Origin of the sequence: Chelatococcus reniformis (genome assembly GCF_014640075.1) — a bacterium.
Lineage (GTDB): Bacteria > Pseudomonadota > Alphaproteobacteria > Rhizobiales > Beijerinckiaceae > Camelimonas > Camelimonas reniformis.
The window spans coordinates 253,450-278,363 of record NZ_BMGG01000011.1 but is presented as its reverse complement, the minus strand read 5'-3'; the positions used below and the strand labels follow the sequence as shown (position 1 = coordinate 278,363).

The window sequence follows — 24,914 nt, the reverse complement described above, 5'->3', positions numbered from 1 at the left end:
CTCACACCGTCGGCGCCCATCCGTGGCCTATCGCCGGGGGCGGACGCGCAGGGTGGCGGTGGCGCGGGCGAGCACCTCGCCGGCGCCACCGATCACTTCGCCCAGTGATTGCGCTTCCCGCTCGCTCCGCTGCAACACGCGGGCCCGCACCTCGAGCGGGCCGAGCGGCGCCGGGCGCAGGAACGTCGTGTCGAGGCGCACGGTCACCGCCGTCAGGCCGGGCGGCAGCTGCGTGCCGAGCGCGAGCGCGGTGGCCGAGTCCAGCATGGCCGAGAGCAGGCCGCCCTGTACGGTGCCGTGCCGGTTGGCGAAATCGGGCTGCGCCACATAACGCATGTGCACGGCGCCGACCTCGCGGTTCACTCCGACGAAGCTGCGCCCGAGCAGGCCCGAGGCGGGCGTGGGCGCCAGCAACGGATCGCCCGCGGCCAGGGGCGTGAACGCGATGGCGTCGAAGTCGGTCTGTTCGGCTGCGGTCAATGAGCCACTCCCCGGGCCAGGTTGTAGATCGTCACCAGCACCTCGAAGGCGATCAGCAGGACGATGATGATCTCCAGCCGGAGCGAGCGCTCGGCATCCTTGAGGTCGGTCAGCGCCGTCGCCGTCTCGCCGATGACGGCGAGCTTGCGGTTCAGCGCTTCGGCACGCTCGACCAGCTCGTATTCATCCTCCAGGCGCGCGTAGAGGCGCGTGAGGTCGGGCCGGTCCCACAGTGCATCGGGCTTCTCGGCGACGGCGACACGCCCGGTGACGCGTAAACGCACCTCGAGCGCGCGGCCGATGAGCCGCATGGTCTGACGGCCGCCGACCGCCTCGCCCCGCGTCGCCAACCCCCCGGCAAACGGTTCGAGCACGTCGATGACGGCATCGACGGCGCGCTCGTCGCGGGCGAGCACGGCACTCTTGGCGAGGACGTCGGCGATGATCAGCAGCCGTTCCGGCGACAGGGTGCGCACGAAGATCGGACCGCCTGGCGGCACCTGCTCGTCCCGGTCGGCCGACATCTCGATGATGGCGGTCTCTTCCTCCGGCTGGGCCAGTTCCTCAGCCAGCCGTGGCTTGAGGCCGCGCACGATCTCGTCCTCCTCCACCGGTGTCAGGCCGATCAGCACCACCACCCCGTAGCGGAAGATGGCGGCGAAGCCGTTGGCGCCGACCCGAAAGGCCAGCGGCGTCGTCGACAGCACGTCCTCCCGCTCCAGACCCGCCGTGTCGATGCGCTCGCCGATCAGCAGCGCGCGGGCGGTGATGCGGGACTTGGCTGAGGAATCGACCATGCGGGGGTCCGGACAGGCGGGAGGCGAAAGAGAGGCGGGACGTGGTTGGTCGAGTGTATTACATCGCTGCTGCAACACGCTCAAAACGCACGCTCGACCGTAATCGGTGCGTATTCGCGTATTGACCGGTGCTGCGGGCTCGGCTAACGTCCGCGCCGGTTCATTGGGAGTGGCAGCGCCATGCGCGCGATCCTTATCGTATCGGAGGCGCCATCGACGGAGCGGGTCTAATCCCGCAGGTCCGGTGATGGCGCATGCAGGGTCCTTCTCGGGGCCCTTTTTTATTGCCCGAAACGGACCGACCGCCATCGCACCAGCATCACCGAGCAAGCCGCCGCGGAGCCTGCTCGTCACCATCGCACCCGCATGCGCGGGGCAGGAATCAAGCGCCGAGCGATTGCCTGGCGAAAGGACACGGGAGTAGAGGCCATGAACGAGACGATGACCGGCGCGGACATGGTGGTGCGCGCGCTGCAGGACCAGGGGGTCGAGCACATCTTCGGCTATCCCGGCGGCGCCGTGCTGCCGATCTACGATGCGCTCTTCCACCAGGAGAAGGTCCGTCACGTGCTCGTCCGTCACGAGCAGGGCGCCGTCCATTCGGCCGAAGGCTATGCCCGCTCGTCCGGCAAGGTCGGGTGCGTGTTGGTGACCTCCGGTCCGGGCGCCACCAACGCCGTCACCGGCCTGACCGATGCGCTGATGGACTCCGTGCCGCTGGTCTGCATCACCGGGCAGGTGCCGACGCACCTGATCGGTTCCGACGCCTTCCAGGAGTGCGACACGGTGGGCATCACGCGCCACTGCACCAAGCACAACTACCTGGTGAAGCGCATCGAGGACCTGCCGCGGGTGCTGCACGAGGCCTTCTACGTGGCAACCCACGGCCGCCCCGGCCCGGTCGTCGTCGACATCCCCAAGGACATCCAGTTCGCGTCCGGCACCTACGAGCGCCCGCGCGACAATCAGCACAAGACCTATCGGCCGCGGGTCAAGGGGGACCTGGAGTCCATCCGCGCCGCGGTGAAGCTGATGGGCGAGGCCAAGCGCCCCGTGTTCTACACCGGCGGCGGCGTCGTCAACTCGGGGCCGGAGGCCTCGATCCTGCTGCGCGAATTGGTGCGTCTCACCGGCTTTCCCATCACCTCGACGCTGATGGGCCTGGGCGCCTATCCCGCCTCGGACAAGCAGTTCCTGGGCATGCTGGGCATGCACGGCACCTACGAGGCGAACCTCGCCATGAACGAGTGCGACGTGATGATCTGCGTCGGCGCTCGCTTCGACGACCGCATCACCGGCCGCCTGGACGCGTTCGCGCCGCATTCGCGCAAGATCCACATCGACATCGATCCCTCCTCGATCAACAAGAACGTCAAGGTGGACGTCCCGATCATCGGCGACTGCGCCCACGTGCTGGAGGACATGGTGCGCCTGTGGCGGAGCTCGGCGCCGCCGCTCGATACCGCGGCGCTCACCGAGTGGTGGACGAGCATCGAGGGCTGGCGCGGCCGCAACTGCCTCGCCTACCGGAACTCTAAGGACATCATCAAGCCGCAGTATGCGTTGCAGCGGCTGGAGGCGCTGACCAGGGGGCGCGACGTCTACTTCACCACGGAGGTGGGCCAGCACCAGATGTGGGCGGCGCAGTTCCTCAAGTTCGAGGAGCCGAACCACTGGATGACCTCGGGAGGCCTGGGCACCATGGGCTACGGCCTGCCCGCCGCCATCGGCGTGCAGATGGCGCATCCCAAGGCGCTGGTCATCGATGTCGCCGGCGAGGCGTCGATCCTGATGAACATGCAGGAGATGTCGACGGCGATGCAGTATCGCCTGCCGGTCAAGATCTTCATCCTCAACAACCAATACATGGGGATGGTGCGCCAGTGGCAGGAGCTGCTGCACGGTGGACGCTACTCGGAAAGCTATTCGGAGGCGCTGCCCGATTTCGTCAAGCTGGCGGAGGCCTATGGCGGCGTCGGCATCCGCTGCGACCGGCCGGAGGAGCTGGACGCCAAGATCGAGGAGATGATCTCGGTCGACAGGCCGGTGATCTTCGACTGCCGCGTCGACCCGGCGGAGAACTGCTTCCCGATGATCCCGTCGGGCAAGGCGCATAACGAGATGCTGCTCGGCGATGCGGAGGCGGACGTCGACATCGGCGCGGTCATCGACGAGGCGGGCAAGATGCTGGTGTGAGTGCTCCGCACCTTGATCTTGAGCGTCATGGCCGGGCTTTACCCGGCCATCCATCCCCTTCGGGAGCGCGACCGTTGGCCAGCCCTGTCGGGCAGGAATTGTCGAGATCGAGGGACGGCCGCGTCAAGCCCGGCCACGACGCCGGGCCCGTGGCCGTCCGTCCCTGGGGGGTATCCATGAAGCTGATCATCGCAAGCAAATGTTACTCGTCCTGGTCACTGCGCCCGTGGCTGCTGATGAAGGCCTTCGCCGTGCCGTTCGAGGAGGTGGTCATCCCGCTGCGCACGGCGGGCACCGCCCAGGCGATCGCGGCGTATTCCCCGTCCGGCCGCGTGCCGGCGCTGATCGACGGGCCGACTACGGTGTGGGATTCGCTCGCCGTCATCGAGTATCTGGCCGAGCGGCGGGCGGACCTTTCGCTCTGGCCGCGGGATTCCGGCGCGCGCGCCGTCGCCCGCTCGATCAGCGCCGAGATGCACTCCGGCTTCCAGGCGTTGCGCCAGGCCTGCCCCATGAACCTGGCCTTCCGCTTCGCCGCGCGCGACCGGGGCGAGGCGGTGGCGGCCGACACCGCCCGCGTCACCGCCATCTGGCGCCAGATGCGGCAGAGCTACGGCGCGAAAGCCGGGCCGGACGGCGGGCCGTTCCTGTTCGGCGGCCTCAGTGCCGCCGACGCCATGTTCGCGCCGGTGGTGACACGCCTCGACACCTATTCGATTCCCGTCGACCCGGTATCGGGCGCCTACATGGATGCGGTGCTTGCCCTGGCACCGTTCAAGGAGTGGCGCGCGGCGGCGCTGACCGAGCCCGCCATCGCCGGCTACGACGACATCGGCGAGACGCCGATCGAACACTTCCGTTCCGCCTGAGACCTTGGGTCTGTCGCAGGGATCCGTTGGAAACCTGCGGCAAACCTCGCCAAAACCCGCTGAGACGAGACCGTCATGTTGCACGTGCCCCAACCGCGCGGAGAGCGCCCCATGAAGTCCCACTATTCCGATGCGCCCCAGGCTCAACCGGTCGCCCGCCACACCTTGGCGGTGCTTGTCGACAACGAGCCGGGGGTTCTTGCCCGCATCTCGGGCATGTTCTCCGGCCGCGGCTACAATATCGAGAGCCTGACGGTCTCGGAGACCGAGCACGAGCAGCACCGCTCGCGCATCACCATTGTCACGTCGGGAACCGCCGGCGTCATCGAGCAGATCAAGGCGCAGCTCGAGCGACTCGTGCCCGTGCACCGGGTGGATGACCTCACCACCCACGGCGAGGCGCTGGAGCGTGAGTTGGCGCTGGTCAAGGTCGTCGGTCGTGGCGACCACCGGGTCGAGGCGTTGCGCCTGGCCCAAGCCTTCGGCGCGCGCACGGTGGATGCGACGCTGAACTCGTTCATCTTCGAGTACACCGGGACCATCGATGAGGTGGAGCGCTTCATCAAGGTGATGGCCGAGGCGGGACTCGTCGAAGTCGCCCGCACCGGCATCGCCGCGCTGATCAGGGGCTCCGAGGGACTGTGATGCTGCCGCTCGACACCATTCTCGCGCTGGTGTCGTTCGCTTTCGTCAGCTCGATCACGCCCGGTCCCAACAATCTGATGCTGGCCGCCTCGGGCGTGAACTTCGGCTTTCTTCGCACGATCCCGCACATGCTGGGCGTCGGCATGGGCTTCGGCATCCTCCAACTCGCCATCGGCTTCGGCGTGGGCGGCGTGCTGCTCACGGTGCCCGAGCTGCGCTGGGCGCTGAAGGGCATCGGCGCCGCCTACCTGCTCTGGCTCGCGTGGAAGATGGCGACGGCTCGCCCGGCGGCGAAGGCCGGTGCCGGCGATGCGGCACGGCCGATGAGCTTCATCGGCGCCTGCGCCTTTCAATGGGTCAACGCCAAGGCCTGGATCATGGCGCTCGGCGCCATGGCCGTCTACGTGCGGGCCGACCATCCGATCGTCGACGTGCTGACGGTCACGGCCGTCTTCGTGCTGGTGAACGTGCCCTGCATCTCCGCCTGGGCCGGCTTCGGCCACGCGCTGGGCTCTACCCTGGCCGATCCCGTGCGGCTGCGCGTGTTCAACATCACCATGGCGGTGCTGCTGGTGGCGAGCATCGTGCCCATGATCATGGACTGACGATGCCGGCCGCCCCCTTCCACACCCACGGCGCAATCGGATGGACATCGGGCAGGGCCACGGACGTGCGCCCGCCCCTTGAAGCGGAAGGCCATCGTTCGCGACCGGATGGTTCCGGCCCCCCGGGCCTCCTCGCGCGGCGCTCAGCCGGCGAAGCCGCCGTCGTCGAGGAACGCCTGCTCCGCCTCGGTCGTGGGGCGGCCGAGAACGGCATTGCGGTGCGGGAAGCGGCCGAAGCGGGCGATGATGTCGCGGTGGCCGCGGGCCCAGCGCAGATCGTCCTCGCTTCCCAGCGTCTCGTACAGGCGCACGCAGTAGTCCTGGTCCCCGGCCGCTTCGGAGTGCATGAACGGCAGATAGAAGAACGGGCGCAGCTCCGGTTCGACCGCCCTGTCGAAGCCGCGGGCGATGGCGCGGCGGCTGACCGCGCGGGCCGCGGCGTCGCTGGCGAAGGCGCGCGGCGTGCCGCGGAACATGTTGCGCGGAAACTGGTCGAGGGCCAGCACCAGGGCGAGCGCGCCGGACGGCGTTTCCTCCCAACCGGCCAGGCGTCCATCGGCGGCCGCGGCCTGGACATCGAGGAAGCGCTCGCGCAGCAGCCGGTCGAAGCCCTCCTCGCGGGCGAACCAGCGCTCCGGCCCGGCCGCGCGCCAGGCGGCGAGCACGGCATCGATCGTCGAAGTCGCAGGGACGGCGAGGGACATGCCGCAGTCTACACGTTCCCGCCGCTGCTCCGGAAGGGGCGGCCGGGCCGTCAGACCCTATGGAACACGTTTGTGCGGCGCAGCAGTTGTGAGCCGCACTGCACGGCACCGCAGCGGACGAAATTTGGAATGACTGGGCTAGCCCCCTTGACCGGCAGGCTGGCACAAGCTTTACCGCCTTCGTCTTTTCGTCATCTTGCCTGCGCGGCGGCAGCGGCCTCCGCTGTCGGGGCGGGCGAGAGGTCAAGCCAATCGTTGAGGCGACGGTGGCTCGGCTGGACGGCCGGCTGGCAGGGCTCGATTCTCGGGCCGGCGCCAGCGCAATCGCCAGAGGATACTTCGATGCGTGTGTATTACGATCGCGATGCCGATCTGAACCTGATCAAGAGCAAGAAGGTCGTCATCGTCGGCTACGGCAGCCAGGGACATGCCCATGCGCTGAACCTGCGGGATTCCGGCGTCAAGGAGGTCGCGGTCGCGCTGCGTCCGGGCTCGGCGACCGCCAAGAAGGCCGAAGCCGAAGGCTTCAAGGTCCTGAGCCCGGCCGAGGCCGCCGCCTGGGCCGACGTGGTGATGATGCTCACGCCCGACGAGCTGCAGGCGGACATCTACCGCGAGAGCCTGCACGACAACTTGAAGCAGGGCGCGGCGCTGCTGTTCGCCCATGGCCTCAACGTGCACTTCAACCTGATCGAGCCGCGCGCCGATCTCGACGTGCTGATGGTGGCGCCGAAGGGCCCCGGCCACACGGTGCGCTCCGAATACCTGCGCGGCGGCGGCGTGCCCTGCCTCATCGCCATTGCCCGCGACGCCTCGGGCAACGCCCATGACCTCGGCCTCTCCTACGCGTCCGCCATCGGCGGCGGCCGGGCCGGCATCATCGAGACCACCTTCCGCGAGGAGTGCGAGACCGACCTGTTCGGCGAGCAGGTGGTGTTGTGCGGCGGCCTGGTGGAACTGATCAAGGGCGGTTTCGAGACCCTGGTCGAGGCCGGCTACTCGCCGGAGATGGCCTATTTCGAGTGCCTGCACGAGGTGAAGCTGATCGTCGATCTCATCTACGAGGGCGGCATCGCCAACATGAACTACTCGATCTCCAACACGGCCGAGTACGGCGAGTACGTCACCGGCCCCCGCATTGTCACGCCCGAGACCAAGGCGGAGATGAAGCGCGTGCTCAACGACATCCAGACCGGCACGTTCACCCGCAACTGGATGCTGGAGAACAAGGTCAACCAGACCTCGTTCAAGGCGACGCGCGCACGCCTCGCCCAGCACCCGATCGAGGAGGTGGGCGCGCGCCTGCGCGATATGATGCCCTGGATCAAGGCCAAGGCACTGGTCGACAAGAGCAAGAACTGACGCCGACGTTCGACGGGGAGCCGACGGGGGCTCCCCTTACGATGCGAGGGCTGAGCCGGCGGCCTGTCCGGACGGGCCGATCGCCGAGGCGATCGGCCCTGCCATGCGAAGCCATCTTGGCAACGGCAAAGATACCGCGCCGGCGGAGCCTTGGCTCCGCCGGGGTGCGTGTCGCCTGGTCTACCTGCTTCCCGCGCTAGGATCGCGCGACCCGCCGCCGTGGATCAGGCCGGACGGAGCCGCTTCACGATGAGGCCGACGACCGCCGTGACGATCGCGCCGGTGACGCCGCCGCCCACCAGGTTGCCTGCGATCGACGCGATATCCATGCCGCCGGCACCCTGGAGCGCTGGCAGGAGGCCCTGGAGGAGCTGGCCGAGCACGCCCCCACCGACCGCGCCGGCGATCGTGTTGCCGAGCGGGCCGAGGTTGAGGTTCTTCAGGGCCGAGCCGATCGCGTTGCCGCCGGCCGCGCCGCCGATGAGCTGTAAAATGATCGGAAGAAGCTGTTCCATTTTGAGACCCCCTACTTCGACCAATTGGTCGGTCAGCTAGCCTAGTACAGAACAACCACAGCTATACCTCCACTGCGCGACTAATGTAAGTAGCTGAAAAAGCCCACGGCTTGCCCGGGCGCCAGGACGACGAAGCTCCAGATCGCCGCGGATGATATGTTGGCCGCCTGGAAGCGCAGCTGCGACAGGTGGAAGACCCCTGCGGCCAGCGGTACGAACGCCCTGAGCGGGCCGGAGAAACGGCCGATGAAGACGCCCCACGCCCCCCAACGCCGCATGAATGTCTCCGCGCGCCCCATGAACTCCGGGTAGCGCGCCAACGGCCAGCGCCGATGGATGTCCTCCTTGAAATAGAGCCCGACCGCATAGGATAGCCAGTCGCCGAACACGGCGCCGGCGGCCGCCGCGGCCCACATCGGCAGCAGCGCGATCTCGCCCACCGCCGCGAGGGCGCCGACGGCCAGCAAGATGCCGGTGGCCGGCACGAAGAAGGAGACGATGGCCAGCGATTCGCAAAAGGCGAGCACGCCGACGAACAACGGCGCCCACGCCGCATTGGCCCGGATGAACAGCTCGATGTCGGCGTAGGCCGTGGTGATCGCGCTGGAGACGTCTGCAATGCTCATGTGGGGGAGATTGGCCTCTGACAACGATGTTGGCGGCTGACGCCGCAGCTCTCCTCTAGGGAGCCTTGACGCCTTTTTTCCGTCCGCGCCGGGGCGCGGTGCTGCCCGGCTCACGAAATGCTTCACAGGCCGCCGCAGCCGAGCTTAAAAGGCCGCGAAGGGCACTCGATGAATATCCTCTCGATTCAGTCTCACGTCGCCTATGGCCACGTCGGCAATGCTTCGGCCACCTTTCCCATGCAGCGCCTGGGTGTCGAAGTGTGGCCGATCCACACCGTCCAGTTTTCCAACCACACCGGCTACGGGCAATGGACGGGCCGTGTCTTCGACGGGCCGATGATCGAGGAACTGGTCGACGGCATCGCCGCGCGGGGCGTGCTGCCCGGCTGCGACGGCGTGCTCTCAGGCTATATGGGTTCGGCCGACATCGGCACCGCGATCGTCGGGGCGGCACGGCGGGTGAAGGAGGCAAACCCCCGCGCGCTCTACTGCTGTGATCCGGTGATCGGCGATGTAGGCCGCGGCGTCTTCGTGCGTCCAGGTGTGCCGGAGTTCATGCGCGACCAGGCCGTGCCGGTGGCCGACGTGATCACGCCCAACCAATTCGAGCTCGATTTCCTGTCCGGCATGTCGTCGGCGACGCTAGCCGAGGCGCGCGCGGCGATCACGGCCGTGCATGCGCTGGGCCCCAGGGTCATCCTGGTCACCTCGCTCGAGACGGATGAGACGCCCGACGGTGCGATCGACCTGATCGCATCGGACGGCGCCGGCCTCTGGCGCGTGCGCACGCCGCGCCTCGCGCTCAGCGTCAACGGCGCCGGCGATGCCATCGCCGCATTGTTCTTCGTGCACTACCTGCGCTCGGGTGCGGCCGACGAGGCGCTGTCGCGCGCCGCGTCATCGATCTGGGGCCTGCTGGCCTTCACCGCGCAGGCGGGCACGCGCGAATTGCAGCTGGTGGCCGCCCAGGATGAGTTCGTGCGGCCGGGCCGCATCTTCGTGGCGGATGCACTGTGAGCGCGGCGCTGTCGGAGGACGCCGCCGTCATCGGCGTCGACAGGCTGGACGTGCGCGTTGAAGACAGGCGGTGGACGTGGGCGGACGAGAACCGCAGCGCCATCGAGGCCCACTGGGCGGAGCTGGTGCGGCACCGGCCGCGCCTGTTCAACGGCCAGGTGCTGATCGCCCAGCGGCCCGTCATCGCCGGCGGCCTCTACCGGACAACCTACTTTCCGGTCGATTACGCGAGCTTCGTCAGCTGGCGCGACTTCGGCTGGCCGGATCGCAACGTGGTCAACGGCTTCGCCATGGCGGCGCTTCGCGGCGCGGACGGCGCCTACGTCGCCGGGATCATGGGAGCCCATACGGCCAACGCCGGTGCCATCTACTTTGCCGCGGGCACGCCGGACCTGGGAGACGTGCTGCCCGACGGACGCCTCGACTTGCCCGGGAGCGTGGTGCGCGAGCTCGAGGAGGAGACGGGTGTCGCCGAACGCGAGGTGACGCTGGCGCCGTCCTGGCACGTGGTTGTCGACGGCTGCCGCATGGCGCTGATGCGGGAGGCGGTGTCGCCGCTGCCGGCTGCGGCGCTGGCGGCCCGCATCGACGCCTTCATCGCCGCCGATCCCGGTGCCGAGCTTGCCGGCACGCGCATCATCCGCTCGCCGGCCGATATCGACGAGGCGCAGATGCCGGCGTTCATGGGCCTCTATCTGCGCGCCGTCTTCGGCAACGGCCGGTAGGGCGCTCGATCGGCGCTAGAGCATTTCCGCGTTTCTTCGAATCGCCGAAATGCTCTATTTGTTTGATTGTCGCGTTTTCTTCACGCGAACCGGCGTCCACTTCGCTCGAAAACGCTCTAGATGATGATCCCGAGTGGCCACCGATCTTTGGGCAGCATCAAGATCATAACCAAGGCAAAGGCTTATACCGGGATGATGGCTCCGCTCTAGCGGTAGCCGTGCCGCTTCTTGGCGTTCGCGAGCAGGCGCTGCGCTTCGGCGTCCTTGCCGGCCCGGCAGGCCTCGGCGGCGCGCTCGACCTTGGGGGTGACGGCGGCGAGCACGTCCTTGCCCAGGAAGCCCATGGAGATGTCCTGCTTGAGCACCCGGCGGAAGGCCGCGATCTGCTCGCCGCAGACCCCGGGGCCCGGATCGCTATCCGGCTCGGCGTCCGCTGCCGCCGGCGCAGGCTTGGGCACGGTCCCGTCGCCACTCGTCGTGCAGCCGCCCGCAACGGCGAGGAGAAGCAAAGCGGCGAGAGGGAGCGGGCTGATCTTCATGTCCTGAACTCCGTGGATGCGCATGCGCGCATGGGCTGTTGCGGCATGATCACCGCAGACGGCGAGGGCACGATCGGCGAAGCGGACATCAGCTTTGCGGGAAGATCGTGCGCAGGCAAGGAGATAGAGCAGGGGGGCGACGGCGGGGACCACGTCTATAGGCGTCCGGACGCCGCCCGTCGAGCAAGAGCCCTTTGCCATCGGATGAACCCATCCCACGGTACAGAAATGCTCCAGGCCTTTGAAACTGGCGCACTTGTCAGCGATTTTGGTTCCCCCCGATGGGGAAGCGCGTGGGCGCCAGGCCTCTTGCTTCGCCGGGGCCTGTCGCGTAAGAGGGAGACAGCCTTGCGCATCCGCGCAAGCTCATGCGCTTCTGCGCCCATTTCGAGGGATCCGAGCCCGTGACCATCACCGGCTCCATTGCGGCACGACCCGGCGCGGCCTTCGCGGCCCCGGGCTTGCGCGCGCCCTCGCTCCTTATCGGCCTGCTTCTTAGTCGCCCCTGAGGGCCGGCTGGGCGCATGCCTGGGCTCTCAGGGGACCGTCCGACCCTTGATGTACCCGTTGTTGCGCGCCCGGCGCGCCCTAAGGACCTACCGATGACCTCTTCCACCGACCGCGTCGTCATCTTCGACACGACCCTGCGCGACGGCGAGCAATGCCCCGGCGCCACCATGACCTTCGAGGAGAAGCTGGAGGTTGCCGCGCTGCTCGATGCCATGGGCGTCGACATCATCGAGGCGGGCTTCCCCATTGCCTCCGACGGAGACTTCGAATCCGTTCAGGAAATCGCCCGCCGCACCAAGAATTCCGTGGTCTGCGGCCTGTCGCGCACGGCACTGGCCGACATCGACCGCTGCGGCGAGGCGATCCGGCCGGCACGAGCCAAGCGCATCCACACCTTCATCTCCACCTCGCCGCTGCATATGAGCGCCAAGCTCAACATGACGCCGGAGGAGGTGCTGGAGGCCTCCATCGCCGCTGTGACGCGGGCGCGGCAATACACCGACGACGTGGAATGGTCGTCGGAAGACGGCACGCGCACCGAGATCGATTTCCTGTGCCGCTGCGTCGAGGCGGTGATCAAGGCCGGCGCCACCACCGTGAACATTCCCGACACCGTGGGCTACACCACCCCGCAGGAGTACCGCGGGCTGTTCGAGACGGTGCGGGCGCGTGTGCCCAACTCGGACAAGGCGGTGTTCTCGGTGCACTGCCACAACGATCTCGGCATGGCAGTCGCCAACTCGCTGGCCGGCGTGCAGGGCGGCGCCCGGCAGATCGAATGCACCATCAACGGCATCGGCGAGCGGGCCGGCAACGCGGCGCTGGAAGAGATCGTCATGGCGATCCGGACGCGTGCCGACGCGCTGCCCTATACCATGGGCATCGATACCACGATGCTGACCCGCGCCTCCAAGCTGGTCTCCGCCGTCACCTCGTTCCCGGTGCAGTACAACAAGGCAATCGTCGGCCGGAACGCCTTCGCGCACGAGAGCGGCATTCATCAGCACGGCATGCTGAAGAATCCGGCAACCTACGAGATCATGCTGCCGGAGATGGTGGGGCTCAACAAGAGCTCGCTGGTCATGGGCAAGCACTCCGGCCGCCACGCCTTCAAGGACAAGCTCAAGGCCATGGGCTACGAACTGGGCGACAACGCGCTGGAGGACGCCTTCCGCCGGATGAAGGACCTGGCCGATCGCAAGAAGCATGTCTACGACGAGGACATCGAGGCGATCGTCGACGAGGAGATCCTGACCGCCCACGACCGGGTCAAGCTGGTGGGCCTCGAGGTCGTTGCCGGCACGCGCGGGCCGCAACGCGCCACCATGCAGCTCGACGTCGACGGCCGCACGGTGAGCGCGGAGGCGGTCGGCAACGGTCCCGTCGATGCCACCTTCAACGCCATCAAGGCGCTGGTGCCGCATGAGGCTGAGCTGGAGCTCTACCAGGTGCAGGCGGTGACCGAGGGCACCGACGCGCAGGCCGAGGTGTCGGTGCGGCTCGCCGCCAACGGCAACGCGGTCACCGGGCGCGGCGCCGACCCCGATACGCTGGTCGCCTCGGCACGCGCCTACCTGTCGGCCATGAACAAGCTGATCGCGCGGGGCGTGCGCGTGCATGCCACGGCGGCCGAATAGGGCGGCGACCGACCCCGGCCGATCCTGTGCTCCCGGCGGCTCCACGATCCACGATCGAGCCGCCGGTGAACGCCTGCGCTCAGTCGCGGCTTTGCACGCTGCGGCTCGGCACGCTCGTACTGCGCTCGTAGCTACGGATGGTCACGAGCGCGGCGTCGAAATAGCTCGCTTCCGTGGTGAGGCCGCGACCGCGCAGGTCCTCGGCCCAGAACGCCAAGCATTCGCTCATCGGCTTGTCGGCCAGATTGACGGAGGCGGCAGCCACCTGAGCGGCGCGCGTGCTCCGAAATGACAGGATTTCACCCATGTCTCGCTTCCCATGCGGTCGAACCCGACCGTGCGGGATTAAAGCAAGAAGTCTGCCGCCCAGACGCGATGGCGCTTCAGGTCTCTCCGCAGATCGGACGCAGACACCTTCAAGCCAGGCACTGTACCCTTCGGACGGCTCAGACCGTGCCGGCGGCGGCCATGGGGCAGGGGTGAGCCGGATCGCCCGCTTCGAGCTGGAGCGTGGCGTGCTGGACGCGGAAGCGCTGGGCCAGAGCCGTCTGCGCGCCGATCAAAAAGGCATCGTCGAGACCCGCGCCAGGGCGAACGAGGTGGGCGGTCAGGGCCGTCTCGGTGGTCGACATGGCCCAAACGTGCAGGTCGTGCACCTCGGTCACCCCGGGCAGGCTCGCGAGGTAGCTGCGGATGCCCGGATAGTCGACGCCGGCCGGCACGGCGTCCATCGCCATGCCGAGCGAATCTTTGGCGAGCTGCCAGCTGCTGATGACGATGACCACGGCGATGGCGATGGCGATCAGCGGGTCGAGTACGTGCCAGCCGGTGAGCATGATCAGCAGGGCCGCGATGACGACGCCGATCGAGACGGCCGCATCCGAGGCCATGTGCAGGAACGCGCCCCGCATGTTGAGGTCGTCCTTGCGGCCGCGCATGAACATCAAGGCGGTGCCGCCGTTCACCAGGATGCCGATGGTCGCGACGATCATCACGGTGTAACCGCCAACCGCCTGCGGCTCGCCTATCCGTTGGATCGCCTCCCACAGGATGCCGCCCGTCGCGATCAGCAGCAACGCGGCGTTGGCGAGCGCGGCGAGAATCGAGGCGCGGCGGTAGCCGTAGGTGTGACTCTCGCTGGGCTGCCGGCGGGCGAGCCAGGCGCCACCCCACGCCAGCAGCAGGCCGATGACGTCGGACAGATTGTGGAACCCGTCGGCAATCAGGGCGACGGAGTTCGACAGGAAGCCGAAGATCAGCTCGGCCGCGACCATGGCGATGTTGAGGGCCGTGCCGATGGCAAAGGCGCGGTTGCTGGAGGGCAGGGCGTGGGCATGGCTGTGGGCACCATGATTGTGCCCGCCGTGCTCATGCGCGCCGTGCTGATGCGCGCCGTGCTCCTGCGCATCATGATCATGGCCCGCGTGATCATGGTCATGATCATGATGGCCGCCGTCGGCTGTCGCCGGCCGGCCGCCGGTTCCGCCACGATCGGAGGCGATGTCAGCCTGCGGGTGTATGCCGGTCATCGGAGGCCTCGTTGCAGGCACGCAAAGCACACATGGGGATCGCTATCGATCGCGCGGCACCATGTGGCCCGCACCCGGCGACTTCAACCATTTTCCCGCGATCGCGGTGTGACGGCCGCCTCGCGCGCTCGTGCGTGGGCGCGACAAAAAACGCGGGCCGAAGGAAGGCGAATGGGGTGGACAGGGCGGGCGGGCTTTGTTAATCAGCGCCCCTTCCGGCGATCAATCGCTCGGGGCGATGGGCGCTTAGCTCAGTTGGTAGAGCAGCTGACTCTTAATCAGCGGGTCGTAGGTTCGAGCCCTACAGCGCCCACCATCGCAGCATTGATATTCCTAGACAATTTCCGGCCAGGCCGGCGAGCGGCCCCAAACCGGTTCCCAATTTCGATGTGCCGGTTCCCAAACTCGGTTCACGAGCTGTTCCGCGTGCCGAGCGGCCGCAGATGGCTCCAGGCGGCTTCGAGCTTCTTCATTGCGTTGGTTGCCAGGCGGCGCTTGTCGACCGATTTGGAGTAGTGGCGCACCATCTGCTCGGACATCTCGACGATGGAGGCGGTCTCCGCTTCGGTGCAGCCGACCTCGAGCAGGTTGCAGACGGCGTTCTTGCGCAGGCCATGGAAGACCAGCTTCGCGTCGCGCAGGCGCCGCATGGCGGCCGTCTTCTGCGGGCTCAATTGGGCGTCGCGGGCTGCTTTGGCGGCGGTGACGGCGCTGGCACCTTCGTTGGCGATGCCGAAGGTCATCTCGCGCTGCCAGATGGTCGAAAAGCCCTCATAGGTCCATGCTTCGCCGTCCTCGCGCAGATGCAGATTGACGTGATCGGCTTTCGCGGCGGTGATCAACTGGCGATAGTCGCCATGGATCGGCACCCAGACTTTTGCACCCGTCTTGCGGGCGATCAGCTCGATCGCCGGATCCGTCGATTTCGGCCGCAGCATCGGAACGACGTCAACCTTGCGCTGCCCGGTATAGAGCGCCGACAGCGCTGGCAGATGCAGATCGGGCCGCGCGAACTCGAAGAAGATCTCAAAGGCCCAATCGGGCCATGGCTCGTACGGGACGGGCGTGTGATCCGGCTTTTCGGTGTGCTGGACAACGTTGCTCGCGGCATAGCCGCGCGGGACGCCGTAGGCGACCAGCTTCGACAGGACGGATCGAAAATAGCGCCCAGATGATGGGGCGTCCTCGTACGTGTCGATGGCCGATTGAGCAATCTCGGGCATCAAGTCGCTGACCGGGTCGTCAGCCCAGACCGACATTATGTGTCCAAGATACCGATCGTAGTCGCCTTTGCTCGAATCCGACAGCTTCTTAAATGCATTGCTGCCTCGGTATTCTTCAATCAGCGCGCGGAACGTCTTGCGCTCACCAGCCTCGAGCTTGCGATCACTCTCATCAGCTCGGTCGATGGCCGCCCAGAAGGTGTCCCCATCGCCCGGCCCTGGGAGCTCGTAGCGTCGACCGCTCTCGGCAACGTAGAACCAAGACCAAGTTGCGTCGCGGACGGCATCGAGCCGCTCGCACTGGCGGCAGCGCGCCCAGAAGACGGGTTCCTCCGGGTGGTCTGGCAGCCTCAGACGCGGCCATGCGTGGACCGTGTTTCGATAGCGCTCGTAGTAGAAGAAGACGCGGCCGTTCGGCTTACGCTGCGGCCGCACATAGCGCGGCAGCTCAACCATCCCGTCTCCGCTTCGCGGCCTCGACAAAGCGCGCCCCCATGTCGTTGACCCGGGGAGGTTCTGCCGGCGGAGCCGCCGCCGTCAACTCGGGGAAAAGGCGGAGGTGGCGCGCGTGGCGCCAGCGATCGATTGCCTCGAGGTCGAACATGCCGGTTGTCGGATCGGGCGCTGGGAAGCCGCGAGCGAGCAGACGGGGCAGGGCGTCGCGGAATTCTGCGGCCGTCAGGTGCAGCCGGCGCGCGGCCTTTTCCGGCGGGATGTCCCCAGGATCCACAGCGAACCGGACCGCGGGCGCGCGCGGCGGCTGGACGGGTGAGGGCCTAGCCATCGCCGCCCCGCTTCCGGCGCGTTGGCTTGGCGGCAGCCGCCGCAGCGGCCCGGCGCTCAGCCGCCGCGCGGTCGAGATGCGCGCAGTCGGCGCACAAGGCGTCGTCGCTGCCGTCCTCGATCTCCCAGCCGATGCGGCGCAGCTCGGGCCGGACGCGGCTCATGTCATAGACCTCGCCAGGCTGATCGTGGAGGTGCACCTCGTGCTCGGCGCCGCAAAGGTCGCAGGTCACGTGGACGGAAGGGTGCGAGATCATGGGGAATCACCTTCCGGGGGGGCGACACGGTAACGGCCCGCGGCTGTATCTCCGCCCTGTCGGGGAGGGGCCTAGGCATGGTCTTGGTCCTGAGATCGAGCGCGATCAGCCAGTACGTCACACATGGCTGCTGCCACGAGGAGTATGATCATCCACGCGTGCTGCTCACGAGCGAGCATCAGCCCGACAGCAATGAGAGCAAGGTCACGGCTGCTGCGGCACAGCACGATGGTCGCAGTCCTTCCCATCACGCCCCTCCTGTCTCTTGGCGGGCGCGGCGGTTGATTGTGATGACCGCATGCTCCAACGCTGACGCCATGGATGAGCGCGGGCCTGCGCCGATGATGCCGATCGTTTGCCGCACATCGGCGATGCAATATGCCCGCTCCCTCTCCACCGCTCGCCGTATCTCGGCGTCTCGGTCGGCGCGGAGGCGGTCGAAGGCCGCGGCATAGTGAGCGTGGATCGCGTCTAACGTGGCGTTGTAGCCGGCGATTGCAGACGGCCCCCAGCCGTATTCGTCGAGATCGTCCTCGTCGGGGTTGTCGAAGGCAGAGCACAGCATCACAGCGAATGTATCGCCGCGCATCGCATCGACCTCGACAAAGCCTAGCGTATCGCGCAACCGCTTCAGATCGTCAGCCATCCTGTCCGCCTCCCTGGTCGAGATAGCGGAGCTCCCACGTCGGGTGGAACGGTGACGAATGCCGCTCGCCGTCTAGGCGGATCAGCAGCCGGCCGGATCGCGTGCCGGTGATTGTGCCCAGCCTGGGCGGTCCGCCCGTGTACTCCACGCGGCCACCGCGCTTCGCCGGCACGCTGTATGTCTTGCGCACGTAGTCCATGCTCATGGCTCACCGCCTCCCTGGTCGAGGGCGCGGCGGCCGGCGTCTTTCTTTCGCATCGCTTCCAAGTATTCCGCGCGTCGCTCATCGCGAATATCGTTGTGCGACCTGATGGCCTGCCGGATGTTGCCTTCGCCTGGCCCCAGATAGCCGCAGCTGGTGGTGCACTCGACGTGGCGCCACCCACTATCGTAGGTGTAGACGTCAAGGTCGGCATTCTCGCAGTACGGGCACGGCTTCATCTTCGCGTATGCCATCCTACCCCCTCCCTGCGCTGTCGGAGAGGGCGCGGCGGCCGGCGTCGACGCTTCTTTTTGCGTATTCGACAGACGCTGAATCTGGATATACCGCCGCGAAGCTATGGCCCTCAACTATTCGCCACATAAAGTTCTGGCGCTGATCACCGCCTGGCCCAAACTCGGCGTCGCATCTGGTGCAGAACAGATGAGGTGTCGGCCGCTTGTAGATAAGCGGCTTCCGGCCACAGCAGCGGCCCTGCGCATCGAGCGTGCGCCGAGGGAGAATGACTGCCATCCTACCCCCTCCCTGCGCTGGTGGGGGTGGCGCGTACTATGCGAGCCTTGGCCCACGGCGGTGCGACGCTCATATCCCGGTGGATCGGGCGGCCGATGTGGAAGTCTATTGCGTCGTAGCGGTGTTCGTAGAAGCCCCAATCGCACCCGTACTCAATACGGTAGCCGAACAGCCCGAGAAGCCATCGCATCACTTCGACCCTCCATCGCCGGCGGCCTGCGGCTGGAGGGCGGCGACCTTCGACCGGATTTCGATTTCCATGAATGGGAAGTCGTCCTTGATCGACACAGCTATGGTATCGATCAGAGCTTCAAGCCCCCGCACGCGCGCCTCGGCGGCATCCCGCTCGCGCTCTGTCTCGGCGAGCCGCGCCGCGAGGTCGGGCGGGGCGGTGTAGATGGGGGCACGCAGTTCGCCGCCTGACCTCATTAGGATGATCTGCGCCGGTTCGTGGTTCCCCTCCATCCAATTGCGGAGGCCGGTCTTAGTCACGTACCCCACCGGCTCCGGGGGATGGGGGGCGGCTGGAAGTGGCTCGAACCGACCGTCGTAGAACTCCGACTTGCGACGCACCCACAGCTCGCCATCGTGTTTGGAACGGTAGACGACGACGACCTCATAATCCGTCAGCTCGTCCGTTGTCTGGACCTGCGCGAGGCCGACCACATCGTAGAGGCCACCGCGCTTGACGTGCCGCCAATCGCCGCTGGCGGTGCGCTTGTTGTCAGGCATGGGCTCAGTCATTGGGAAAATCCTCAAGGTCGAGACGCTCGCCTTTTCCGAGCACCTTCTCGGCGCCGGTCCTGGTGAGCCAAAAGAGGTCCAGCGACTTGCCGGGCGCGGCTGGCTCATGCATGGCGTCTCCGCTCGCAACCAGATCCATCCATGCTCCGTAGGTACCCGGCTGTGCCCGAACTCCACGGCTATTGACGAAGAACCGATTGCGATATGAGCGTCGCCGATCATTCGGCAGCCCAAGGGCATGGCGAGCCAATTCGCGCTGATCAGGCGTCATGCTCAGCCTCCTTGGCGCGCAGCAGGGCGGCGATGAGGGCAAGGGCGGGCGATGTGCACGGCTCCTCGCCCGCGGCGTAACCTGTCTCGTCAGTCGACCAGAGAGCCGCCATACCGTCGCTGTCGACCACCCAACGCCAGCCGGGGCGGCCCCGCTCCACCAGCCCCACGGCGGCGTCGATGGAGACGTCAGGGGCGAGGTGGCGGGGGCCGTGCCAGACAGGCGTGCTGTCGTGCTGGCCGTAGACAGCAATCTGCTTGTCCGAGCCCCATGCTGGCGCCCTCGAAAACTCCACGCCCATGATCGCGCAGATCACGCGGCCGAGTGTCTCGTCATCAAGCGGGCCGCGGGAGGCCTCTACGGTGGCGCGGAGGGCTTGGGGGTCAGACGTCATGCGGCATCCTCCGGCATGCCGTTGTGCTCGACCCCGTCCAGCAGCCGGCCGGCGCGCTTCTTGCCGACGCGCACGGCATCGGCCTCCAAGTCGTATGCGCAGTCGTCATACGCACTGCTGCCTTCGGCCAGGTTCCACGCATCGGGCGCGCCGATCCATTCCCCGTGCTGTTTCCAGTGGAATGGAACCCCAGCGGCTGCGCATTGATCGCGCAGGCCGCGGGCCCAGGCCGGATGCGTTGGCCGCGCCTTGTGGGTGCCCTGGTCGGTTTCGCCACCGGCGATCACCCAGCCGATCCGCGGCCGCAGCGTGGTTTTCCAAAGGAGGTTGGCGCCGGCGATGCCGGGGCCCGGCGGCCGTATGTTTGTGAGGTTGATCGGTCCGAGCAGCGGCTCGCACGACACGAAAAAGAACAGCGGGTCGAGCCCGCACAGCACGAGCGCCGGCACATTGATGTCGGCCCGCTTCTGATCCTCGACCGTCGTCCCCAGCGCGACGTTGCGCGGCAACCCGCCGGCAACCTCTACTAGCGGCAGGATGTTCTGGGGCCGCTTGGTCAGCATCAGCATGACGATGCCGTCGGCCTGACGGATCAGGTCGAACCACTCGCGCCGCCAAGCCGGATCGACCTGGTTGTCGAAGGGGTCGCAGAGCGAGGGGAAGACGGTCGCGCGGCGGCCGACGCGCTTGGCGTCATCGCTCCAGCGTAGGAGCTGGCGCCAGTAGCCTGCGCTCGTCCGCGACCGCGTGCCTGCGCCGGAGCCGGGACGGCCCCACTCGACGCGGCCCATGCGGGTGTCCATTAGATGCTCGGCGTAGCAGCCGTCGCACGCGGGCGAGACCTTGCTGCAGCCCACCCATGGTGAATGAGTGTGGTCGCACCAGCTGATGCCAGTTGTCTCAGCCATGGGCGGTTCCTCGCAGTGCGCGGCGTATGTGGCCGGCGTAGGCGCCGACGGCTTTCCAGTAGGCGGCCATCGGGCCCTTGTTCTTTCGCCAGCTCTCCTGAGCGCGAGCGCGGGCGTCTGCGCCGATGTCGGCCATGATCTCCGCCAACGCCTCGCGGGCCTCCGGCGACAGGGAAGCGATGCGGCGCGCGCCGGGCAGCGCGAGCACGGGATTGCGAACGTCGGGCCGGCTGCTCCTCATCGCGCCCCCCTCGGGCACCAGTGCGCAAGCCGCTGCTCCCAGGCGTCGCGCCCGGGCCGCCAACGGACGGCGAGCTCCTCGCTCAGCAGCACGGCACCGACCTCGCGCCCGCCGACGTAGAGCCGGGCGAGCGTGCGGCGGTACCGGTCCTGCCCGTGGCGCTCGACGGTGACCGGCCTGGCCAGCAGCTCGCGCAGGCGCTGCTTGGCAATCAGGCCGACGGCGAGTTCGTCCTCGCAGCGGGACTGCCAGGTTTCCGGCGTGTCGATGTCGAGGAGCCGCACGCGCTCCTGGCGCGCTCCGGGCGATGCGGCGGGCAGGGCGATCGTGTCGCCATCTATAATGGTGATGCGGCGGCCGTCGACGCTTTCCGCGGTGGCTGGCGTGGCGGCGAGGGCGAGGAAGAGGAGGGCGGTACGCAACTTCACAGGGCAACTCCGGTATCCACGGAAAGGGCTACGGCCACGTCGCGGACCCAGATCGGTTCAGACGAGAGCATGAACGTCTCGCCCGACATGGCGAGAAGGATGGTCCGCCCCATGACGCCGGCGATGGCCTCGGCAGCCGCCGGCGGCACGGCATTGCCGATCCACTCGCGCGCCTGGCTGTCGCTCTTGCCCTCGAGCGTGAATATCTCGTCCGGGTCGACCAGGGATTGGAGAGCCGCCAGCTCCAGCGTCGTGAACGGCCGGTGCCATGTGCCGTCGAGTGCCTGGATCATCGCGACCAGGTGCGTGTCCGGTTCCGGCAGCGCCTCGATCTCGGACGGAGGCGTCGGCCGAGGATCGGCGATGGCCCACGCGCCGCGGTCGTACTTCGCGTAGGCCGGCACGGCGCCGCTCGTGCCGTCCCAGGCCTGCACGCCGTAGTGCCCCTGGCTGGCATAGCCCTCGCGTCCACCGCGGTTGAGCCCGGTCGGCCGCGGATCGGCCACCGATAGCGCGCCGCCGGACGGATGCGTGCCGCTGGTCACCGTCTTCGACGTCTCGCCCCAGCCGTGCACCTGGATGATGTTGTGATGCGTCGACGGGCCGTAGCCAGGGCGGGGATCAGCGAGCGCGAACGCGCCTTGACCCGTGGTGCTGGCGCCGATGACCGTTCCGGCCGGCTCGCCGAACCGGCTAACTTTGTACTTGCCCTTGCCGCCAAACCCAGCGGCGGCCCGCGGGTCGGCGACGGCGACGCCACCGGCCGCGCCGCCCGGGCCGGCGACCGCCGGCGAAGGGGCGCCCCATGGCACGATGCGGAAGATGTTGTTGAACACCTTGCGCTGCGGACGCGGGTCGCTCACCGCATAGGGGCCGGTCCCGACCGAGACGTCGCCCTTGACGACCGCGGCGGTCTGGTCCCAACGGCGCACGCCGAGCTGAACAGAGCGCTCGTGCCCATCGATCCGCGGATCCGCGACCGAGAAGGCGCCATTCGTCGGGCTGCTCCTGCCGGCTATAACCCCGGACGTACCGTCCCACTGCTGCACGCCCAGCACGCTCGACTGCCAGCCCGCTTCTTCGGGCCGCGGGTCGGCGACCGCGAAGCGGCCGTTGCTCGGCAAAGACTCGCCCTGGACGGTTCCGGCGCTGTTGGCCCAATCCACGACGCCGAAAGCGCCGTTGCGGAGCGGTCCGGGCGGCATAAGGCCAAAGTCTGCGAGCATGCCGTTCTCGACCCGCAGCTTGTTGAGGCTGCGCCAGTCCGCGCCGGCTTCGACGAACGCAAGGCGAACCCATGTCTTCCATTGAAGAGCCGGCATGCGGTGCATCGGGCCGCCGCGCTCGATGTCGCCGGGCAGCGGCAGCTTGCCGAGGACATCGCCGACGGCGCGCAGCGGCAGCTTCAGGGGCTCGTAGAGGAAATTGGGCACCTTCTCGCGGTGGCGCGCGACGCCGAGCATGCGCTTGCGGCTCTGCGCCAATCCGCCGATCTCGCCGCAATCGTGCGTGGTCTCTGCCCACTCGTAGCCATATGACCGGAACAGCGCAGCGATCTGGTCGAGCAACCGGCGGCCGCGCACCAGGATCCTCGGCACGTTCTCGAAGACGATCAGGTCCGGCGGATCATCCTTGTAAGCCTCCAGCATGAGCCAGACGCCGCGGAGCGTGAGAGCGTTGAGTGCCTGATACTTGTCGGTGAGCGATGTCGATTCGCTCAGAAGTCCAGAGAAGCCCTTGCACGGCGCCGAGAGAAAGACGATCCGCGGCCGCTCGTTGTTGAAGGCCCGATGGATGTCGACGATGGTCGCCTCGCGCCAACCCGGCGGCGGCTCCTTGGCGTGGAAGGCGACATATTGCTGGCGGCTGAAGAGGTCGAGCACCGTGCCCCTGACCCCGGCGATGCGATCGAAATTGCGGATGGCGCCGGGGTCGACATCGATGCCGCCGATGCACCGGAACTTCGCGCGCAGCTGCCCCACACGGGCGTGGCCGCGATTGAAGCCTTTCGCGCCCGCGCCGACGCCGCAGAAGAAGTGCGCGACGGGGATGTCAACGTCGATCGTCGGGGCGTTCACTGGCTATCCTTCAAAGCTTGATCCCGCGCCGCGTTGAGCGCTGCCATGGCATCAGCGCTGCCGCCGGCGTCGGGATGTGCGGCCTTGGCGCGGGCGCGGAAGGCGGATTCGATCTGCTGCCGGGGCGCATCGCGGCCGATGCCGAGCGTCTCCGACCAATGCGGGGGCGGCGGGAGCGCCACGAAGCCCTGGAAGCTGGCGCGCACGAGCGCGAGGGTGCCGTGGCGCAACTCGGTCCGCCGCGCCTCGAGCACGTGGTGGATGGCCTGCAGGTTGGCGGCCGGCGTCTGGTACCGGTCGACGGGGATGCAGATCTGAATGCCATCCCAGACGAACCAGACCGCGACGCCCGGGTCCGCTGGCTTCTGGACGCCAAGCGAGACGTTCGAAGACAGCACGATGCCGCTCACCGCCTCGCCGCTATCGCGGCTGAAGGCGCGCAGGCTGGTCTCGACATTGTCGAGGGCGCCGGCGAGCGATGTCCTGAACGCGCCGGCCTCGCGGTTCTTCGATCGCGGGATTGTCGTGGGCCAGGCGAGCGGGAAGGCGGTCGTCATCGTCAGACCGGCCCGTCGACGTCGTGATCGAATTCGGCGTCGTCGATGTCGTCGACGGGGGCCGGCAGCGACTTCCGATACGGGGACTCGTAGGGCTTGTTCGCGCGAAGGACGGAGGCCTCGTCCGTCAGCGTGAAGGAGAAGATGCTCGCGCCGCCGTAATAGTGGGTCTCCCAGCCCTTTGACGGGTCGCCGTCAACGGGGATGTCGACGCGCAGCATCTTGGCGCCGAAGCGCTCTTCCTCGCGGGTCCGGCCGGCGTGGCGGCGGCGCCCGAAGATCTCGACGACGGCCCATTCCCAGCCGTTCGTGTCGAGCGCGGCGGCGTCCGGCGCAATCTGCTCGTCCATGAGGGGTCAGCCTTTCTGCTCGGGAGGTTCGGTCGTGATGCCGGCGGCCGCAGAGGCCTGCCGTGCGGCCTCGATGCGGACCTGCTTGTCGAGGGTCTCGACCGCCTGGAGCGTCTCGACGCTGGTCAATCCGCCGTGCGCCTCGTCGATGGAGAAGAAGCGCACCACGCGGCGCGCCGCGGACAGGAGCGTCTCCTCAGACATTGGCCGGGACCCCATCGATCAGCTCGTCGGGGCCCTTGGTGATCTCGCCCGAGACCGCGTCGACGATCTCCGGCGTGGCGCCGTCGGCCGCCGCTTGCCCCCGCGGCCTTCGCCGGCGCTCGCCAGCATCGAGCCGCGCCCGCGTGATGCGCTTGGCGACCTCCTCGATCGCGTCGGCAAGCGAGGCGTCGGTCCGCACGATCGCGGCCTCGACCTGCTCGAGGGTCAGGCCGACCAGGGCGCCGGACGAGTTCGCGCGCTCATGCGCCCGACATTCGTCGGCACTGTCGAAGTCCCTGCCATCGAAGGCGCGATACTTAGTAAGGGTGACCTGCTTCATG

General features: G+C 67.7%; 32 protein-coding genes and 1 tRNA gene. 9 read left to right on the top strand and 24 right to left on the bottom strand.

Annotation, left to right across the window (positions count from 1 at the left end):
• Nucleotides 1-27: 27 nt before the first annotated feature.
• Together IEW34_RS27635 and IEW34_RS27630 are read right to left on the bottom strand one after the other, a co-directional pair.
• Nucleotides 28-480 carry a PaaI family thioesterase gene (locus IEW34_RS27635; protein ID WP_188612455.1) on the bottom strand — a complete coding sequence of 151 codons (453 nt, stop codon included), beginning with the start codon at nt 478-480 and terminating at the stop codon, nt 28-30.
• The gene (locus tag IEW34_RS27630) at nt 477-1,277 is read right to left on the bottom strand and encodes an RMD1 family protein (protein ID WP_188612454.1); all 801 of its coding nucleotides are present in this window, start codon (nt 1,275-1,277) and stop codon (nt 477-479) included. Before IEW34_RS27630 ends, IEW34_RS27635 begins: the two co-directional genes overlap by 4 nt.
• A gap of 429 nt (nt 1,278-1,706) precedes the next feature.
• Here IEW34_RS27630 and IEW34_RS27625 point away from each other — a divergent pair, with 429 nt between their 5' ends.
• The 4 genes from IEW34_RS27625 to IEW34_RS27610 all read left to right on the top strand — a co-directional run bounded on the left by IEW34_RS27625 (nt 1,707) and on the right by IEW34_RS27610 (nt 5,592).
• Nucleotides 1,707-3,473, top strand: coding sequence for an acetolactate synthase 3 large subunit (locus IEW34_RS27625; protein WP_188612453.1), 1,767 nt, complete (start codon nt 1,707-1,709; stop codon nt 3,471-3,473).
• Nucleotides 3,474-3,649: 176 nt separating this feature from the next.
• Nucleotides 3,650-4,342 carry a glutathione S-transferase family protein gene (locus IEW34_RS27620; protein ID WP_188612452.1) on the top strand — a complete coding sequence of 231 codons (693 nt, stop codon included), beginning with the start codon at nt 3,650-3,652 and terminating at the stop codon, nt 4,340-4,342.
• Nucleotides 4,343-4,453: 111 nt separating this feature from the next.
• Nucleotides 4,454-4,987, top strand: a complete 534-nt coding sequence (gene ilvN, locus IEW34_RS27615) for an acetolactate synthase small subunit (RefSeq protein ID WP_188612451.1) — start codon at nt 4,454-4,456, stop codon at nt 4,985-4,987.
• A 2-nt stretch (nt 4,988-4,989) separates the two neighbouring features.
• Complete coding sequence (locus IEW34_RS27610; RefSeq protein ID WP_188612515.1) at nt 4,990-5,592, top strand: LysE family translocator; 603 nt, start codon at nt 4,990-4,992, stop codon at nt 5,590-5,592.
• 143 nt (nt 5,593-5,735) lie between these two features.
• On the opposite strand, the gene IEW34_RS27605 is transcribed toward IEW34_RS27610, so the two are convergent.
• Nucleotides 5,736-6,296, bottom strand: coding sequence for a DUF924 family protein (locus tag IEW34_RS27605; RefSeq protein WP_188612450.1), 561 nt, complete (start codon nt 6,294-6,296; stop codon nt 5,736-5,738).
• A gap of 342 nt (nt 6,297-6,638) precedes the next feature.
• Here IEW34_RS27605 and ilvC point away from each other — a divergent pair, with 342 nt between their 5' ends.
• Nucleotides 6,639-7,658, top strand: a complete 1,020-nt coding sequence (ilvC, locus tag IEW34_RS27600; RefSeq protein ID WP_188612449.1) for a ketol-acid reductoisomerase — start codon at nt 6,639-6,641, stop codon at nt 7,656-7,658.
• Between the two features lie 224 nt (nt 7,659-7,882).
• On the opposite strand, the gene IEW34_RS27595 is transcribed toward ilvC, so the two are convergent.
• Both IEW34_RS27595 and IEW34_RS27590 read right to left on the bottom strand, forming a co-directional pair.
• Complete coding sequence (locus IEW34_RS27595) at nt 7,883-8,173, bottom strand: hypothetical protein (RefSeq protein ID WP_188612448.1); 291 nt, start codon at nt 8,171-8,173, stop codon at nt 7,883-7,885.
• 80 nt (nt 8,174-8,253) lie between these two features.
• Complete coding sequence (locus tag IEW34_RS27590) at nt 8,254-8,799, bottom strand: DedA family protein (protein ID WP_188612447.1); 546 nt, start codon at nt 8,797-8,799, stop codon at nt 8,254-8,256.
• A gap of 168 nt (nt 8,800-8,967) precedes the next feature.
• Between IEW34_RS27590 and pdxY the strand changes: the two genes are divergently transcribed.
• Nucleotides 8,968-9,816, top strand: coding sequence for a pyridoxal kinase PdxY (pdxY, locus tag IEW34_RS27585; RefSeq protein WP_188612446.1), 849 nt, complete (start codon nt 8,968-8,970; stop codon nt 9,814-9,816).
• Entirely contained in the window at nt 9,813-10,541 is a 729-nt protein-coding gene (locus IEW34_RS27580; RefSeq protein WP_188612445.1) for an NUDIX hydrolase, read from the top strand. The genes pdxY and IEW34_RS27580 overlap by 4 nt, the downstream gene beginning before the upstream one ends.
• Before the next feature lie 206 nt (nt 10,542-10,747).
• On the opposite strand, the gene IEW34_RS27575 is transcribed toward IEW34_RS27580, so the two are convergent.
• Nucleotides 10,748-11,080, bottom strand: coding sequence for a hypothetical protein (locus tag IEW34_RS27575; protein ID WP_188612444.1), 333 nt, complete (start codon nt 11,078-11,080; stop codon nt 10,748-10,750).
• A gap of 602 nt (nt 11,081-11,682) precedes the next feature.
• Between IEW34_RS27575 and IEW34_RS27570 the strand changes: the two genes are divergently transcribed.
• Entirely contained in the window at nt 11,683-13,227 is a 1,545-nt protein-coding gene (locus IEW34_RS27570; protein WP_188612443.1) for a 2-isopropylmalate synthase, read from the top strand.
• Between the two features lie 79 nt (nt 13,228-13,306).
• Here IEW34_RS27570 and IEW34_RS27565 read toward each other — a convergent pair whose 3' ends face one another.
• Nucleotides 13,307-13,534 (bottom strand): hypothetical protein, encoded by a 228-nt coding sequence (locus tag IEW34_RS27565; protein ID WP_188612442.1) that lies wholly within the window; start codon nt 13,532-13,534, stop codon nt 13,307-13,309.
• A 139-nt stretch (nt 13,535-13,673) separates the two neighbouring features.
• Nucleotides 13,674-14,756 carry a cation diffusion facilitator family transporter gene (locus tag IEW34_RS27560; RefSeq protein WP_188612441.1) on the bottom strand — a complete coding sequence of 361 codons (1,083 nt, stop codon included), beginning with the start codon at nt 14,754-14,756 and terminating at the stop codon, nt 13,674-13,676.
• 240 nt (nt 14,757-14,996) lie between these two features.
• Here IEW34_RS27560 and IEW34_RS27555 point away from each other — a divergent pair.
• A tRNA-Lys gene (locus IEW34_RS27555) sits at nt 14,997-15,072 on the top strand.
• A gap of 94 nt (nt 15,073-15,166) precedes the next feature.
• Here the strand turns inward: IEW34_RS27555 and IEW34_RS27550 are convergent.
• From IEW34_RS27550 to IEW34_RS27475, 16 genes are all read right to left on the bottom strand, one after another.
• Nucleotides 15,167-16,435 (bottom strand): site-specific integrase, encoded by a 1,269-nt coding sequence (locus IEW34_RS27550; RefSeq protein WP_188612440.1) that lies wholly within the window; start codon nt 16,433-16,435, stop codon nt 15,167-15,169.
• Between the two features lie 320 nt (nt 16,436-16,755).
• Nucleotides 16,756-17,019 carry a hypothetical protein gene (locus IEW34_RS27545; protein ID WP_188612439.1) on the bottom strand — a complete coding sequence of 88 codons (264 nt, stop codon included), beginning with the start codon at nt 17,017-17,019 and terminating at the stop codon, nt 16,756-16,758.
• A gap of 247 nt (nt 17,020-17,266) precedes the next feature.
• A complete protein-coding gene (locus IEW34_RS27540; protein WP_188612438.1) occupies nt 17,267-17,665 on the bottom strand; it encodes a hypothetical protein in 399 nt (132 codons plus the stop codon).
• Nucleotides 17,658-17,870, bottom strand: coding sequence for a hypothetical protein (locus IEW34_RS27535; RefSeq protein WP_188612437.1), 213 nt, complete (start codon nt 17,868-17,870; stop codon nt 17,658-17,660). Before IEW34_RS27535 ends, IEW34_RS27540 begins: the two co-directional genes overlap by 8 nt.
• Nucleotides 17,867-18,121 (bottom strand): hypothetical protein, encoded by a 255-nt coding sequence (locus tag IEW34_RS27530; protein WP_188612436.1) that lies wholly within the window; start codon nt 18,119-18,121, stop codon nt 17,867-17,869. The genes IEW34_RS27535 and IEW34_RS27530 overlap by 4 nt, the downstream gene beginning before the upstream one ends.
• 466 nt (nt 18,122-18,587) lie before the next feature.
• The gene (locus tag IEW34_RS27525) at nt 18,588-19,130 is read right to left on the bottom strand and encodes a DUF1653 domain-containing protein (protein ID WP_210324604.1); all 543 of its coding nucleotides are present in this window, start codon (nt 19,128-19,130) and stop codon (nt 18,588-18,590) included.
• Nucleotides 19,131-19,134: 4 nt separating this feature from the next.
• A complete protein-coding gene (locus IEW34_RS27520; RefSeq protein ID WP_188612434.1) occupies nt 19,135-19,413 on the bottom strand; it encodes a hypothetical protein in 279 nt (92 codons plus the stop codon).
• Nucleotides 19,403-19,807, bottom strand: coding sequence for a hypothetical protein (locus IEW34_RS27515; protein WP_188612433.1), 405 nt, complete (start codon nt 19,805-19,807; stop codon nt 19,403-19,405). Before IEW34_RS27515 ends, IEW34_RS27520 begins: the two co-directional genes overlap by 11 nt.
• On the bottom strand, nt 19,804-20,715 hold the full coding sequence (locus tag IEW34_RS27510) for a DUF5131 family protein (RefSeq protein WP_188612432.1): 912 nt from the start codon (nt 20,713-20,715) through the stop codon (nt 19,804-19,806). The genes IEW34_RS27515 and IEW34_RS27510 overlap by 4 nt, the downstream gene beginning before the upstream one ends.
• A complete protein-coding gene (locus IEW34_RS27505; protein WP_188612431.1) occupies nt 20,708-20,956 on the bottom strand; it encodes a hypothetical protein in 249 nt (82 codons plus the stop codon). The genes IEW34_RS27510 and IEW34_RS27505 overlap by 8 nt, the downstream gene beginning before the upstream one ends.
• Nucleotides 20,953-21,384, bottom strand: a complete 432-nt coding sequence (locus tag IEW34_RS27500; RefSeq protein WP_244642254.1) for a thermonuclease family protein — start codon at nt 21,382-21,384, stop codon at nt 20,953-20,955. The genes IEW34_RS27505 and IEW34_RS27500 overlap by 4 nt, the downstream gene beginning before the upstream one ends.
• Nucleotides 21,381-23,462, bottom strand: a complete 2,082-nt coding sequence (locus IEW34_RS27495; RefSeq protein ID WP_244642253.1) for a DNA cytosine methyltransferase — start codon at nt 23,460-23,462, stop codon at nt 21,381-21,383. The genes IEW34_RS27500 and IEW34_RS27495 overlap by 4 nt, the downstream gene beginning before the upstream one ends.
• Nucleotides 23,459-24,019 carry a J domain-containing protein gene (locus IEW34_RS27490; RefSeq protein ID WP_188612430.1) on the bottom strand — a complete coding sequence of 187 codons (561 nt, stop codon included), beginning with the start codon at nt 24,017-24,019 and terminating at the stop codon, nt 23,459-23,461. Before IEW34_RS27490 ends, IEW34_RS27495 begins: the two co-directional genes overlap by 4 nt.
• A 2-nt stretch (nt 24,020-24,021) precedes the next feature.
• On the bottom strand, nt 24,022-24,369 hold the full coding sequence (locus IEW34_RS27485; RefSeq protein WP_188612429.1) for a hypothetical protein: 348 nt from the start codon (nt 24,367-24,369) through the stop codon (nt 24,022-24,024).
• 6 nt (nt 24,370-24,375) lie between these two features.
• Nucleotides 24,376-24,573: a hypothetical protein gene (locus IEW34_RS27480; protein ID WP_188612428.1), complete on the bottom strand. Its 198-nt coding sequence runs from the start codon at nt 24,571-24,573 to the stop codon at nt 24,376-24,378.
• The gene (locus IEW34_RS27475) at nt 24,566-24,913 is read right to left on the bottom strand and encodes a hypothetical protein (RefSeq protein WP_188612427.1); all 348 of its coding nucleotides are present in this window, start codon (nt 24,911-24,913) and stop codon (nt 24,566-24,568) included. Before IEW34_RS27475 ends, IEW34_RS27480 begins: the two co-directional genes overlap by 8 nt.
• Between the last annotated feature and the right edge of the window lies 1 nt (nt 24,914).

Coding starts and splice junctions, on each gene's coding strand:
- IEW34_RS27485 (WP_188612429.1), bottom strand. CDS start 24,369: ATGGACGAGCAGATTGCGCCGGACGCCGCCGCGCTCGACACGAACGGC.
- IEW34_RS27545 (WP_188612439.1), bottom strand. CDS start 17,019: ATGATCTCGCACCCTTCCGTCCACGTGACCTGCGACCTTTGCGGCGCC.
- IEW34_RS27625 (WP_188612453.1), top strand. CDS start 1,707: ATGAACGAGACGATGACCGGCGCGGACATGGTGGTGCGCGCGCTGCAG.
- IEW34_RS27575 (WP_188612444.1), bottom strand. CDS start 11,080: ATGAAGATCAGCCCGCTCCCTCTCGCCGCTTTGCTTCTCCTCGCCGTT.
- IEW34_RS27565 (WP_188612442.1), bottom strand. CDS start 13,534: ATGGGTGAAATCCTGTCATTTCGGAGCACGCGCGCCGCTCAGGTGGCT.
- IEW34_RS27540 (WP_188612438.1), bottom strand. CDS start 17,665: ATGGCTGACGATCTGAAGCGGTTGCGCGATACGCTAGGCTTTGTCGAG.
- IEW34_RS27620 (WP_188612452.1), top strand. CDS start 3,650: ATGAAGCTGATCATCGCAAGCAAATGTTACTCGTCCTGGTCACTGCGC.
- IEW34_RS27595 (WP_188612448.1), bottom strand. CDS start 8,173: ATGGAACAGCTTCTTCCGATCATTTTACAGCTCATCGGCGGCGCGGCC.
- IEW34_RS27525 (WP_210324604.1), bottom strand. CDS start 19,130: ATGCCTGACAACAAGCGCACCGCCAGCGGCGATTGGCGGCACGTCAAG.
- pdxY (WP_188612446.1), top strand. CDS start 8,968: ATGAATATCCTCTCGATTCAGTCTCACGTCGCCTATGGCCACGTCGGC.
- IEW34_RS27605 (WP_188612450.1), bottom strand. CDS start 6,296: ATGTCCCTCGCCGTCCCTGCGACTTCGACGATCGATGCCGTGCTCGCC.
- IEW34_RS27630 (WP_188612454.1), bottom strand. CDS start 1,277: ATGGTCGATTCCTCAGCCAAGTCCCGCATCACCGCCCGCGCGCTGCTG.
- IEW34_RS27570 (WP_188612443.1), top strand. CDS start 11,683: ATGACCTCTTCCACCGACCGCGTCGTCATCTTCGACACGACCCTGCGC.
- IEW34_RS27550 (WP_188612440.1), bottom strand. CDS start 16,435: ATGGTTGAGCTGCCGCGCTATGTGCGGCCGCAGCGTAAGCCGAACGGC.
- IEW34_RS27505 (WP_188612431.1), bottom strand. CDS start 20,956: ATGAGGAGCAGCCGGCCCGACGTTCGCAATCCCGTGCTCGCGCTGCCC.
- IEW34_RS27520 (WP_188612434.1), bottom strand. CDS start 19,413: ATGACGCCTGATCAGCGCGAATTGGCTCGCCATGCCCTTGGGCTGCCG.
- ilvC (WP_188612449.1), top strand. CDS start 6,639: ATGCGTGTGTATTACGATCGCGATGCCGATCTGAACCTGATCAAGAGC.
- IEW34_RS27490 (WP_188612430.1), bottom strand. CDS start 24,019: ATGACGACCGCCTTCCCGCTCGCCTGGCCCACGACAATCCCGCGATCG.
- IEW34_RS27590 (WP_188612447.1), bottom strand. CDS start 8,799: ATGAGCATTGCAGACGTCTCCAGCGCGATCACCACGGCCTACGCCGAC.
- IEW34_RS27480 (WP_188612428.1), bottom strand. CDS start 24,573: ATGTCTGAGGAGACGCTCCTGTCCGCGGCGCGCCGCGTGGTGCGCTTC.
- IEW34_RS27510 (WP_188612432.1), bottom strand. CDS start 20,715: ATGGCTGAGACAACTGGCATCAGCTGGTGCGACCACACTCATTCACCA.
- IEW34_RS27475 (WP_188612427.1), bottom strand. CDS start 24,913: ATGAAGCAGGTCACCCTTACTAAGTATCGCGCCTTCGATGGCAGGGAC.
- IEW34_RS27560 (WP_188612441.1), bottom strand. CDS start 14,756: ATGACCGGCATACACCCGCAGGCTGACATCGCCTCCGATCGTGGCGGA.
- ilvN (WP_188612451.1), top strand. CDS start 4,454: ATGAAGTCCCACTATTCCGATGCGCCCCAGGCTCAACCGGTCGCCCGC.
- IEW34_RS27535 (WP_188612437.1), bottom strand. CDS start 17,870: ATGAGCATGGACTACGTGCGCAAGACATACAGCGTGCCGGCGAAGCGC.
- IEW34_RS27530 (WP_188612436.1), bottom strand. CDS start 18,121: ATGGCATACGCGAAGATGAAGCCGTGCCCGTACTGCGAGAATGCCGAC.
- IEW34_RS27515 (WP_188612433.1), bottom strand. CDS start 19,807: ATGACGTCTGACCCCCAAGCCCTCCGCGCCACCGTAGAGGCCTCCCGC.